Source organism: Streptomyces pseudoechinosporeus (assembly GCF_054783935.1).
The window spans coordinates 1-12,577 of the sequence record NZ_BAAGPS010000080.1; the positions used below are offsets into that span (position 1 = coordinate 1).

At 70.3% G+C, this 12,577-nt stretch carries 10 protein-coding genes; 3 read left to right on the top strand and 7 right to left on the bottom strand.

Features of this window, described 5'->3' with window-relative positions; all coding sequences use genetic code 11:
• The first annotated feature begins 691 nt into the window (after positions 1-691).
• Positions 692-1,276 (top strand): hypothetical protein, encoded by a 585-nt coding sequence (locus tag ACYVO6_RS43690; protein WP_461071562.1) that lies wholly within the window; start codon positions 692-694, stop codon positions 1,274-1,276.
• A gap of 201 nt (positions 1,277-1,477) precedes the next feature.
• Here the strand turns inward: ACYVO6_RS43690 and ACYVO6_RS43695 are convergent, their stop codons facing one another.
• Together ACYVO6_RS43695 and ACYVO6_RS43700 are read right to left on the bottom strand one after the other, a co-directional pair.
• Positions 1,478-2,965 carry an APC family permease gene (locus tag ACYVO6_RS43695; protein WP_461071564.1) on the bottom strand — a complete coding sequence of 496 codons (1,488 nt, stop codon included), beginning with the start codon at positions 2,963-2,965 and terminating at the stop codon, positions 1,478-1,480.
• A gap of 80 nt (positions 2,966-3,045) precedes the next feature.
• Entirely contained in the window at positions 3,046-4,701 is a 1,656-nt protein-coding gene (locus ACYVO6_RS43700; RefSeq protein ID WP_461071566.1) for an amidohydrolase, read from the bottom strand.
• Between the two features lie 179 nt (positions 4,702-4,880).
• On the opposite strand from ACYVO6_RS43700, the gene ACYVO6_RS43705 reads away from it, so the two are divergent.
• Positions 4,881-5,495: a TetR/AcrR family transcriptional regulator C-terminal domain-containing protein gene (locus tag ACYVO6_RS43705; RefSeq protein ID WP_461071568.1), complete on the top strand. Its 615-nt coding sequence runs from the start codon at positions 4,881-4,883 to the stop codon at positions 5,493-5,495.
• A 55-nt stretch (positions 5,496-5,550) separates the two neighbouring features.
• Entirely contained in the window at positions 5,551-6,114 is a 564-nt protein-coding gene (locus tag ACYVO6_RS43710; protein ID WP_461071570.1) for an MBL fold metallo-hydrolase, read from the top strand.
• Positions 6,115-6,214: 100 nt separating this feature from the next.
• Here the strand turns inward: ACYVO6_RS43710 and ACYVO6_RS43715 are convergent, their stop codons facing one another.
• The 5 genes from ACYVO6_RS43715 to ACYVO6_RS43735 all read right to left on the bottom strand — a co-directional run bounded on the left by ACYVO6_RS43715 (position 6,215) and on the right by ACYVO6_RS43735 (position 12,460).
• The gene (locus tag ACYVO6_RS43715) at positions 6,215-7,333 is read right to left on the bottom strand and encodes a sensor histidine kinase (RefSeq protein WP_461071572.1); all 1,119 of its coding nucleotides are present in this window, start codon (positions 7,331-7,333) and stop codon (positions 6,215-6,217) included.
• The gene (locus ACYVO6_RS43720) at positions 7,330-8,001 is read right to left on the bottom strand and encodes a response regulator (protein WP_461071574.1); all 672 of its coding nucleotides are present in this window, start codon (positions 7,999-8,001) and stop codon (positions 7,330-7,332) included. Before ACYVO6_RS43720 ends, ACYVO6_RS43715 begins: the two co-directional genes overlap by 4 nt.
• Before the next feature lie 297 nt (positions 8,002-8,298).
• Entirely contained in the window at positions 8,299-10,047 is a 1,749-nt protein-coding gene (locus ACYVO6_RS43725; RefSeq protein WP_461071576.1) for a cellulase family glycosylhydrolase, read from the bottom strand.
• A 213-nt stretch (positions 10,048-10,260) separates the two neighbouring features.
• A complete protein-coding gene (locus ACYVO6_RS43730; RefSeq protein ID WP_461071578.1) occupies positions 10,261-11,253 on the bottom strand; it encodes an HpcH/HpaI aldolase/citrate lyase family protein in 993 nt (330 codons plus the stop codon).
• A complete protein-coding gene (locus ACYVO6_RS43735; RefSeq protein ID WP_461071580.1) occupies positions 11,243-12,460 on the bottom strand; it encodes a CaiB/BaiF CoA transferase family protein in 1,218 nt (405 codons plus the stop codon). Before ACYVO6_RS43735 ends, ACYVO6_RS43730 begins: the two co-directional genes overlap by 11 nt.
• Positions 12,461-12,577: the final 117 nt, after the last annotated feature.

A 12,577-nucleotide genomic window follows, 5' to 3' on the forward strand; every position in this document is an offset into this window, starting at 1 on the left:
GGCCCGGTTCGTTGTCCTCAGCCGAGTCGGCGACTGCCGGGGGTGTACTCGCCGCCAACTCCTTGGCCAGGACGGTCTATCCGTTCCCGCGCTTGCCGATCGGCAGTATCGGCTCAAACGCTGAAGCAGCCGGCTGTGTTGCCCGTTCCAGCACGTGCCGCCAGGGAAGGGAACGGTCGGCGAGCATCGTCCTGGGACCTGGCGCGACCGCCCTGGTGTCCGTGCCCGTGAGCGGTTCGACCACGGCGGCCAGGTCGGTGACACCGCGCGAGTGCCGTACGGGGTGATCGTCGCCGTGCACCCCGAGCCGTCCGGGAGTTGGACGTCGCACGACCGCAGGTGCACCGCTCGCTCCAGCGCGCCAAGGCTCGCCGGCGGTCAGGGGCGTCTGGCCACGGATCGGATGGCTCGGGGAGAAGTACGTCCTCGTACGGTGGCCTTGGTGGCCGTGTAGGCGGTGGTATGCAGTTTTTGACTGCGCCGTACGGCGCAGTGTGGCTGTTCAGGTCTTCAAACCATGATCGGCCACATTGCTGGGGGTCAAGGGGGCGCAGGTTCAAATCCTGTCGTCCCGACGGTGTGAAGGGTCTTCGCAGGCGGGAGCCTGTGAGGGCCCTTTTCGCGTGGGTCGTTTCCGGCTTCGGGGTTGAGCATGCCGCTCATCGGCGCCTTTACTCGGAGGCCGGCGAGGATGCCGCTGCTGGACCTGGACAAGATCACTGCGGGGCTGTCGACGACCTGGTCGGGGTTCCTGCGGGACTGGGACCGCTCACTGCGGTCGGGGAACTATCCGGAGACCACCCGCTACAACTATCTGCTGGCGGCCGCGCAGTTGGCGCGGTACCTGGGGGAGTATTCGCCGGACCCGGACCCGGACGCGGATGGGGCGGCCGAGGATCCAGTGGAGGTGACGCGGACGCACGTGGAGGCGTTCCAGGCCGCCCACACCGGCGATACCACCTCGCCGAACTCGTACACGCTCAACGGCACCGCCTGCGCCGTCACGGGAGTTCGGTTTCCGCGCCACGGGACCCCGACACGATCCGGACGGCACACCGCGGGCCGCGAGGCAAGGGCCATCTCATGCTCGCGAACGCCGGCTCGATGGTGGCACGCCCCGGTCGAGGACATCAGAGCCGGAGATGCCCTCGTCTGTTCGGCCGGCGCCGTGCTGGCGCATGCGAATACGAGTACATGGCATGTTCGGGGTGCTTGTTGCCACCCGCGGCGAGAGCCTTTGCCGCGGATGGTCATCAAGGCGCCGGGTGGCACTTGAGCCCCCGCCGCCAGTCACATCACGCCCCGGACGCAGTGACCGTCACACCGGTCCCGGAGGGCGCCCGACGTGCACCGACGACGCACTGCGCCCCGTGAGTTGGGACGTCGACTTCTCGCCGGGCGTGGCGGCGAGACGTCGGCGTGCGGCTGCGGCCCCGTCGCGGTGATCTGCCGTCCCGCGACGGGGCCTGACCGTCGGTCACACGGAGTCGACGTCGGTGGTGGCGAGCTTCGCGTAGACCTCCGGCCGCTTGCGGCCGATCCGCACCGCGAGGACCGCGCCGATCGTGAAGACGACCGGAGTGAGCGCGATGAGCGTCCAGTTGACGGCGGGCGGGGCGCCGGTGAAGAGATTGAGGCGGGTGCAGACCAGCCCTGTGATCACAGCCAGGAGGAGCGCGGCGGCCGCGGGCGCGGCGACCGTGCGCAGGCGGCCCGCCCCGCCGGCACCGGGGTTGCGGCGGAAGAAGACGACCACGGCGCAGGCAGCGAGCGTCTGCAGCGCGAGAATGCCGACCACTCCGGGGGTGTTCACCCACAGCAGGAACTCGTTGTACGGGTGCGCGCCGATCACGGCGAAGACGGCGGTGACGACGGCCGCCAGCACGGTCTGTGCGATGCCGGAGATCCAGGGCGAGCCGTGCCGGGGGTGGATGCGGCCCAGGCGGGCGGGGGCGGCGCCCTCGACGGACAGTGCGTAGCCGTAGCGGGTGATGGCGTTGTGGAAGGCGAGCAGGGAGGCCAGGAGGCTGCTGACGATCAGGACGCGCTGGAGGTCGGTGGCCCAGTCGCCCACGTAGCGGGTCATGGCGGTGAAGAACATCTCGGCGGGGTTCTGTGCCGCCGTCCCGACGGCTTTGTCGTCGCCGAAGGCCTGGACGATGATCCAGACGACGAACGTGTAGAAGAGGCCGAGGAAGCCGACGGCCAGGTAGGTGGCGCGGGGCACGGTGCGGTCGGGATCGCGGGCCTCCTCGCGGTAGAGGACGGTGGCCTCGAAGCCGATGAAGGCGGCGATGGCGAGGCCCAGCGATGCGCTCATCTGCGAGGTGAAGACGTTGGAGGGGGCGAAGGAGGCCAGGCTCAGGCCGTCCGCACCGCCCTTGACGAGGATCGCGCCGGCCAACAGCACCAGGATGGCGGTCTCCGCGATCAGCAGGGCGCCGAGGACCTTGGCGCCCACGTGGATCGACCGGAAGCCGAGGAACCACACCGCGGCGATCGCGGCGAAGGCGTAGACCGGCCAGGGCAGGTCGACGCCCAGGAGGTCGTTCGCGGTGCCGGCGGCGAAGAAGCCGAAGGCGCCGTAGGTGCCGATCTGCAGGGCGTTGTAGGAGAACACCGCCAGCAGCGCCGCTCCCAGTCCCGCAGGGCGGCCCAGGCCCCGGGCGATGTACGAGTAGAAGGCGCCTGCGTTGCGGATGTGAGGCGTCATGGCGGTGAAACCGACCGCGAACAGGCACAGCACGACGCCGACCGCCAGATAGGCGACCGGGGCGCCGATGCCGCCGAAGAGGATGGCGAGCGGGGCAATACCCGCCATCACGGTGAGCGGGGCGGCGGCCGCCACGACGAAGAAGACGATGTCGGTGACGCCGAGCGCGGCCCGCTGCAGTTGGCCGGTCGGCTCCGTTCCGGTGGTCGTTGGAGGCCGTTGGGGAGCGGTGGAGGTGTCGGGCTCGGTCATGGAGGTCTCCGCGTGATGCGTGAGGTCGACGGGTGGGTTACTGACCTGGTGCGCGGTCCGGCCGTGACGGCGCCTTTCGGCTACCGCCCTGCGGCAGGAACGGGGGAGGGGACGTGGGAGCCGTACGTGCGCCGTCCGGCGAGCCAGGTGCCGAGGACGGGCAGGTGTGCGAGGTCGCGTGGAGCGGTCTCGACCGGGTCGGCGGCGAGATGCACCAGGTCGGCCCACATACCGGGGCGCAGGACGCCCCACTTCTTCTCCTCGAACGCCTGGTAGGCGCATCCGGCGGAGTAGGCGGCCAGGGCGGTCGCGGTATCGATCCGCTCCTGGGGGAGCCAGCCGCCGTCGGGGATTCCCTCGGGCGTCTGGCGGGTCACGGCGGTGGCGATGCCCCGCAGTGGTTCGTGATCGGTGACCGGCCAGTCGCTGCCGAAGGAGATGCGGGCGCCGGAGGCGAGCAGGGCGGCGATCTGGTACTGCCGCGCGCCGCGTTCCGGGCCGATCTTCGGCAGGATGAGCTCGGTCATCAGCCGGTCGGGCTGGGCCCACAGCGGCTGGAGATTGGCGATCACCCCGAGTTCGGCGAAGCGGGGGAGGTCGGCGGGGTCGATCAGCTGGGCGTGGGCGATGACCGGGCGGCGGTCGCGGGGGCCGTTGGTGCGAGTCGCGGCCTCGATGGCGTCGAGGGCGACGCGGACGCCGCCGTCGCCGAGCGCGTGGATGTGCGGCTGGAAGCCGAGGGCGTCGACCGCGGTGACGGCTTTCGCCAGTTCCGTCGGAGTCCAGTTGGCGATGCCGTGGGAGTGCGGGCAGTCGCTGTACGGCTTGAGGAGGGCGGCCGTACCGGATTCGATTACCCCGTCGGCGAAGAACTTCACGGTGTGCGCCGTGAGCAGTCCGGGGGCGGCACTCTCCACACGTTCACGCTCGGCAGCGAGCCGGAGGATGTTCTCGCGCCAGTGCTCAGGCCCCAGGAAGAAGCCGAGGTCGGCACGGACGGGAAGCCCTGGGCCGCTGGTCGCCGCTGTGATCCAGACATCGGCGTGGTGCGGTTCCACCCAGGCGTCCTGCACCCAGGTCACGCCGGAGGCGGCGAATCGAGCGGCGGTCTCGCGCAGCGCCTCCACCTGCGCTTCGTGGGACGGCTGGGGTACGAGGTCAAGTACGGGCAGCACGGCACCGAACTCCCGAAGGGTGCCCAGCGGTTCGGTGGAGCCTTCCCGGCGCACGATCTCCCCGCCGTCCGGGTCGGGCGTGGCGGCGGTGAACCCGGCCCGGCGCAGCGCCTCGGTGTTCACCCACGCCGTGTGGTGATCCATCGTGCGCAGCACCACGGGCCGGTCGGGGACGGCCGCGTCCAGCCGGCGGGCGTCGAACCTGCCGCCGGGGGCGAGCCAGGCGTCGAAGCCGTCGCCGGTGATCCACTCGGCCTCGGGATGCTCGTCGGCCCAGTGCCGTACGGCCTCGACGATCCCCTCCACGGAGGTGCACTCGCGCACGGGTGCTCCGAGCAGGCCCAGACCGCCCATCACCGGGTGCACGTGTCCGTCGCCGAACGCGGGCAGCAGCGCGCCTCCTCGTAGATCGACGACGGTGGTGCCCCTGCCCCGGGCGGCGAGCGCCTCCGGTCCGAGCGCACTGATCCTGCCGCCCGTGACGGCGAGCGCGTCGAGCACCGGGCTTTCGGGGGTCCCGGTCCTGACGGTCCCTCCGGTGAACACGATGTCGGCCTGCATAGCGGCGACGCCCTTCCGTCGTACGACGACCTAACTGAAAGCCATTCGGTTTTCGGTAATGTAGGGGTCACTTGAGCAGCCGGGAAGAGTTTTACTGAAAGTCATTCGGTAAAGTTCCGGTGACGTCGTGCAGGCGACCGTGCCGCCTGCCGAACGGAGACATACGAAGAGGAGCCCTCGTGCCAAGGCCGCGCACCCCTCTGCTGGACCGCCGACGCATCGGCGCGGCAGCGCTGAGACTCGCCGACGAGCAGGGCGTCCTCACCATTTCCGCCCTGGCCAGGGAGCTCGGCGTCGCCCCGTCCGCGCTCTACCACCATGTGTCCGGCCGGGGCGAGATCATCTCGCTCATGCGGGAAGAGCTGGCCATGGAGACCGGCCCCGACGACTGGGACTCGTCACAGCCCTGGGAGCAGGCCCTGGAGGAATGGGCCCGCTCCTACCGCAAGGCCTTCGCCGCGCACCCCGGGGCGGTACCCCTGCTCGCCACCGCCCCGCTCGCCGAACCCTTCATGCACGCGATGTACGAGAAGGTCGCCGAACTCCTGCTGACCGCCGGCTTCACCGCGAGCCAGGTCATGCCCCTGATCAACGCAATGGAGAGCTTCGTCCTCGGCTCCGCCCTCGACCTCGTGGCCCCGCCGGTGATGGTCTCCGACGTGACCCGCGAAACCGCCCCCCACCTCACCGCCGTACTCGACGACACCCCCACCGACCACCGCCGCGCCGAACTCGCCTTCGACGTCGGTCTCCGCGCCCTGATCACCGGCTTCCGGGCGCTCCTTCCCCGGTGACCGGCTCGCACGGCCCCACGCCCATCACTCAAGGCCTCACCGGAGGAGCCCCGTCATGACCGCCTCGTTCCACGTCCTGACCACCGGCTACGCCGACACGCGGGTCGCCGGCACCGTCACCCTGCTCGTCGACGGTGCGACCGTCGCGATCGTCGATCCCGGCATGGTCGCGGACCGCCGGCTCATCCTGGACCCGCTGACGCCCCACGGACTCGCCCCAGAGGACGTCACCGACGTGATCTTCAGCCACCACCACCCGGACCACACGCTGAACGCCGCCCTGTTTCCCGAAGCCCGCTACCACGACCACATGGCCATCTACCAGGACGACATCTGGGAGGACCGGAACGCCGACGGATACCGGCTCTCCTCGTCGATCACTCTCATGACCGCTCCCGGCCACACCGCCGAGGACGTCAGCACCCTGGTGACGGCGGACGAGGGCCTGGTGGTCCTGACCCATCTGTGGTGGACCGCCGAGGGCCCGGCCGACGACCCCTTCGCGCCCGACCGCGATCAACTTCGGGCGGCCAGGGAGAAGGTCCTGGCTCTCGGCCCGGCCCTGATCGTGCCGGGACACGGTGCACCCTTCGTGCCGTCGGCGTCGACGCCCCTCTAGCCCGGGCCTGTCCCCTAGGCTCTTCGGCCGCCTGGCCCGCTGCGGCCCGTTGAGCGCCGTGTCCCGCGGCGGGATGGGCAGCACGACCTCCTGAGCGATCTCAGTCCGCGCTGAGCGGAATCCGCAGCCGCACCCGGTAGCCGCCCTCCGTGGTCGGGCCCGCCTCCAGGGTGCCGCGCAGGATGTCGGCCCGTTCCCGCAGGCCGACCAAGCCCTGCTGCGAACCGGGGAGGGACAGGGAGGGACGCGTGGGCGGGCTGTTGGCGACGGTCACTCCGATGTCGTCGCCGTCCTGCCACAGCTCGACGCAGGCCGCGGCGCCGGGGGCGTGCTTGCGGACGTTGGTCAGCGCCTCCTGGACCGTGCGGTAGAGAGCCCGTTGCGCCGGTGTGCCCACGATGGGCGGGAGTTCACCCTTCAGCTGTGCGTGAGTGCCGCTTGACTCCACGAGTTTGTGCAGGTCGGCCAGGGTGGGCTGAGGAGTCAGCTCGGTGGCTCGGCCGCCGGAGGCGCGCAGCAGCGTGACCATGGTGCGCAGTTCGTCGAGTGTGGTGACGCTCAGGGAACGGATCGTTCGAGCGGCCTCTTTGGCGTTCGGTTCCTGGGCGGCGACCTGCATGGCTCCGGCCTGTACGGCGATCAGGCTGACCTGGTGGGAGACCACGTCGTGCATCTCACGGGCCAGCTGGGCGCGTTCGCGGGCGAGCACGGCCTGCGCGTGCAGGGCCCGCTCGTGCTCCCTGGCCTCCTCGATCTCCGCCAGCCGCCGCGCCAAGTCCCGGTGCGCCTGGAGGAGTTGCCCGAAGAGGACCGGGGCGACAGCGGTGGCCAGGCTGTACACGAAGTCGATCAGCGTCATGGTCCGGCCGACCTCGGAGAAACTGGCCAGGGGCCACGGAACGCTGCTCGCCACGGCGGCCAGGGCGACGCACCCCGCGAGGAGAGGACGGCTGCGGGAGCGTTCGGCCAGGGTGAACAGCGCCACGAGCGGGGCGACGGCGACCGGCTGCGTCAGCGCGACCGGCAGGGTGAGCAGGAAGACGCCGAGCGGGAACCTGCGCCGGAAGGCCAACGCGGCGCAGCCGAGCGTGGCCAGCGCGACGCCGGGACGCGTGTCGTCCCACAACATCAGCCATACGTCCACGGCTGCCACCGCCACCAGGACGAGGTCGACGACCGGCGCGGGCACACGCTGCCACAGGGCGCGTGCGCGATTCATCGTCTGGCCTCCGGCTGCGGGCGTTCGTCGAGCAGTCCGGCCCGCTGCGCCAGCAGCGCGGCCTGCACCCGGCTCGTCACGCGAAGCTTCGTGAGGATAGCGCTGACGTGGTCCTTCACGGTGCCGGCACCCAGGTGGATGCGCGCCCCGATGTCGGCGTTCGACAGGCCCTCCGCCACCAGGACGAGGACGTCGCGCTCACGCGCGGTGAGCAGCCGGACCCTGGCCGCCTCCTCGTCGACGGCGGCCTCGGTGCGGGGGTGGCTGTGCAGCAGGGTGCGCGACGCCTTGGGGGACAGCACCACGCCGCCCGCGGCCAGGGTGCGCACCAGGTGGGCGAGCTGCTCCGGCTCGGTGTCCTTGAGCAGGAAACCGGCGGCGCCGGAGTGCAGCGCGGTCAGGATGTACTCGTCGGCGTCGAACGTGGTCAGCATCGCCACGACGGGAGCGTCCGGCATCGTCCGCAGCTCGCGCAGCACGGTGAGCCCGTCGACGTCCGGCATCCGGATGTCCAGCAGAACCACGTCGGGCCGCTCCCGGCGGACGGTCTCCACGGCTTCGCCGCCGCTCGCGGTCGCGACGACCTCGATGTCGTCGGACGCGCCCAGGATGAGCCCGAAACCCGACCGGACCAGAGCCTCGTCGTCCACCACCACTACCCGGATCACGTGCCCTCCGCCTCACCTTCGTCCCTACCGCCCGGCTCTTACCGCCTCGACCCTAAAGCTCCGGAGCGTCCCGGCAGCCTGTCGGGTGGCAGCTCCAGCCACCCGGCGGGGTATCGCCCTCCGGTCGGCAGGGGCACGGCAGCCTTTCGCCGGATACGCCGCGGCCCGCTGGAGTGGCTGATGACGAAGGCGACCGGCATAGCACGCCACGTCCAGTGAACGTGTCGCGGCGCCGTCCCCCGCCGACTGAGCGCGGTGCCCGCCCGGGAGCCTCCCGGACGGGCACCGGCCCTTTGCTCAGGATGTCGTGCCGGTCACCGTACTTCCCGACTTGGTCACGTAGTACGTCGTGGTGGCGCCGCTCCAGAAGTGGAAGGTGAGCTTGACGCGTGCGTCATCCTTCACCGCGTTGAGGAAGGCGGGGGTGAGGCGGATGGCCTGCTTGGCCTTGTCCGGTGCGAAAGCGGTGTTGAACTGCTGGTAGGGCGTCCAGCTGGTCGGGCCGGCGTTGCCGCCGTCCGCGTACGTGGCCTCCATCGTCGCCAGCTCATCACCCCGGAGCTGCGTGGGGATCCGGAATGAGTTCGTCGTTCCGGTCGTGTTCGACTGCACCGGGGTTTCATGGGTGATCACCTGGAGCCGCCAGGGGACGCCTCGGGAGAACTCGGCCTGCAGCGTCGCGTTGACCCCGTGGGAACGGTCCCCGACGAGCCGGGTGAGCGCGGCCGCCTTCAGCGTCAGCCGGTTGCCGGCAAGGGTGTAGTCCTTGCCGTTGACCAGCTTGGTCGTGCCGTGCTTGAGAGCCTTGAAGGTGGCTCCGTTCAGGTTCAGGGTGAGCGTACGGTCCTTGACGCGGCCGGACTTCGGCACGAAGACGTTGTCCGTGGAAGCGGTGGCCGAGCGCGTGGTCCAGCTCGACTTGATCTGGCGGTACATCCCGGCGTCCTTCCACCGCAGCTTGTCGCGGTCGAAGAAGGCGCCGTTGTCCCACAGGACGGTGGTGACCTTGTTGGTGCGGGCGGTGTGGCCGAACGCCTCGAAGTACTTCTGCATCTCGCCGCGTTCCACGGCGCCGGGGCCGTGGTCGTAGCCGAGCAGACCGTACTCGCCGATGACGACGGGGATGTTCTTGGCGACGAAGGTGTCATGTATCCGCTTGAAGGTCTGGCTCAGGTCTTTCTGAACCGTGGTGTCGAAGCGGGTGGTGCCGGCGACGTTCACGCTGAACGGGAAGTACCCGTAGTAGTGCACGGTGGCGATCAGTCGCGGGTCGCCCAGCGACTTGATCGTGCCGGCGAGGTTGTTCATCAGCCGCTGGTCCGGTGTGCAGACCTGGGTGGGCAGCATGAGCATCCGCTTGCCGTTGTTGCCGCCCGACTTGCGCACGATGCTGTGGAACGACTTGTTCAGCTCGTTGAGCAGTTCGGCCTTCTGCGCGTCGTCGGCGTGCTCGAACTGGGGCTCGTTGACGCTCTCGAAGACCAGCTTGGCGGACTCGTTCCTGAACGCGGCGGCGATCTGGGTCCAGGTGGCGTTGAAGCGGGCGAGCACCTTGTCGTGGTCGGTGGCCATCGAGTCGGCCCACTGCCAGGAGTCGTGGTGGATGTCGATGATCACGTAGAAGCCGCTGTCGAGCGCCTGGTCGACCACCTGCCTGACCCGCTTCAAGTACGCCGCGTCGATGGTGTAGTTCGGTGCCGCTCCCTGGTGGTCGGTCCAGGTCACAGGGACGCGGATGCTGTTGAAGCCCTGGGAGCGGACCTTGTCCAGCAGGGCCTTCGTGGTGCGGGGCTGGCCCCACGAGGTCTCGTCCGGGATGGCGTCCAGACTGTTGCCCAGGTTCCAGCCCGGCTGCATCGCGGCCACAGCGGCCATCGCGTCGCCGGGAACCGGTGCCGCGGCCGCCTCGGGCCGGGCGCCGTCACCGAACGTCCCGAAGACCGTGCCATAGGCGAGAACGCCCGCGGCTGTCAGCGCCAGCGGCGTACCCACTGCCAGCCGAAGGTTGCGTCGGCGGTGCTGTGGGGCCTGCTGCTGCTTCTTCATTGCTCATCCGTTCTGGAAGATCGAGCCGGTATCTCCCCTCAGTTGCCGGCGATGGGCGGGAGGTTGCCGACCTTCACAGGAAATACACAGATCCGCCCGCCGTCGGCCGACCCGGCCCAGGAGTGTCACAGCAGTCGGCACAGCAGCGGTTCCTTGACGGCGCGGCGATGGTGCAGCGGACCGACAACGGCAGCCCCCAGCAGCAGTGGGCCATCACCGCGCTGCGCGGTGGCGCGTACTCGTACGCGCCACGCGAACCTGCGCCCCGTGTCGTTCCAGAACAAGGCGGGCCGTACGGGCCATGGCCTCGTCGACCATCTCACCTTGGAAGGTCACGGCGCCCGTCCCTTCTCGCTGTGCCGCCTCGACCGCCGCGATCAGCTCTGCGCAGCGGGCGAGTTCGGCGGAGCTGGGAGAGAACACCTCGTTGATCACGGGGACATGGGAGGGATGGATCGCCATCATGCCTTCGTAGCCGAGGGAGCGGTTCTGTTCGGCGAAGGCGCGTAGCCCCGGCAGGTCGGTGATGCGCGTCCACAATCCGCTGACCGGGCACGGCACTCCGGCTGCCCTGGCGTCCAGCAGAACGCGGGAGCGCAGTGCCACCGTTTCGGTTCCCTCTGGGCTCCATCGGTAGCCGACGGCGCGTTCCACGTCGCCGCCGGGGGCGGTGAGAGCGCCCAAGTAGGCGACGCGCGACGCGGCTTGGGCGATGTCGTAGGCCTCGCGCAGACCACGCGCCGTCTCCAGCAGGGGCACCAGGGCGATGTGTCCCGGCGGCAGGCCCTGGTCCTGTTCGCACCAGGCCAGCAGCCGGTCGGCAAGCTTCACATCCTGGGTGCAGCGGACCTTGGGAAGGACGACACCGGCGAGCCCGGGCCCTACGACCGCCCGCAGTTCCTCGGCCCCCGCCCAGTCGTCCAGCGGGTTGACACGGACGAACAGCGCCATCCGTCCCGCCTGCTCGGCCGACGTGGCGGCGGCCCGTGCGACGGCGTCGGCCACCTGCGCACGGGCGGCGAGCCTGCCCGAGGCCGGCACCGCGTCCTCCAGGTCGAGGACGGCCGCGTCGGCGCCCGCCGCCCGGGCCTTGGGCAGCCAGTCGGTTCTGGTGCCGGGGACGAAGAGCAGGGAGCGCAGCGGGGGCCGGTCGACCACTCCCGCGTCGACCTCGGCAGGGCTCTCCGAAGACGCCTCAGATGACATCGCTCTTCTCCAGGTCGGCCAGCTCGTCCGGGCTGAGTCCGAGCCACTGCCCGTAGACCAGGTGGTTGTCCTGCCCGAGGGCGGGCCCCGTCCGCCAGACCCGCCCGGGGCGCTGCCGGAAGTGCGGGATCACCGCCTGCATACGCACCGGGCCGAGATCGGGGTCATTGACGGTGACGATGTCTTCGCGTTCGGCGTACACGGGGTCGGCGGCGATGTCCGCGGCGTCGAACACCCGTGAGGCCACGACTTCGGCACGGGCGAACTCCTCCAGGCACTCTCCGGTGGCGCGCTCCGCCACCCAGTTCCGCAGGTTCTCGTCCAACTGTTCGCGTCGGTCGTACTGTTGCTGAGCCGTGGTGAACTCCTTCTCGGGGAGTCCCAGCAGGCGGGCGATGTTGCGGACCGAGCGCAGCGTCGCGGAGGTCACCGTGATCCACTCGCCGTCGCGGGAGCGGTAGGTGTTGATCACGGCCCCCGGGGCGACCGCCAACTGGTTGCCGGAGCGTTCGGGTACTCGTCCCAACTGGTCGTGGACGATGACCTGCCACTCGACCAGACGGAACAGGGACTCGAAGAGAGCGAGGTCGATCCACTCGCCGTCGAACCCGGGGTCGTGGTCGCGGCGGTGGAGGGCGGCGAGGACGGCGTAGGCGCCCATCAGGCCGGTCACGGCGTCGCCGTGCGAGAAGCCGGTGTGGACGGGCGGGCCGTCGGGAAAGCCGGTCAGGTGGACGACTCCGCTGCGCGCCTCACCCACCTTGCCGAAGCCGGGGGCGTCCGCCTGCGACGAGGTGGCGCCGAAGCCGGAGATCTGCAGCAGCACGGCTCGGGGGTTGATCCGGTGTACGGAGTCCCAGTCGAGTCCCCAGCTGCGCAGGCGTCCTGCGCGCAGGGTGACGATGACGACGTCCGCCCAGGCGACGAGCCGGTGGGCGACGAGTCGGCCGGCCTCGTGGTGCAGATCGAGGGTGACCGAGCGTTTGTTGCGGCCGGCGACCTTGAACCACAGGGGAACACCGTCACGTTGGGGCCCCATGGCGCGGGCCGCGTCTCCGGCGCCGGGGGGTTCTACGTGTACGACGTCGGCCCCTTGGTCGGCGAGCATCGAGCCTGCCAGCGGACCGGCCACCACATGGGCGAACTCGACCACTTTCAGCCCGTGCAACTGCCCGCTTCCGGTGGTGTTCCGCTCGTCATCCGACACCGCTGAGCTCCCTTGCCCTGCCATTCCGCGTGGGTCCCCGACAGCGTCGTCCGCGTTGGTGCGGCGCGGCCGTCGCCGTTGTCTTCAGACTGCCGGAGCGGAGAAATGCCTGTCGAG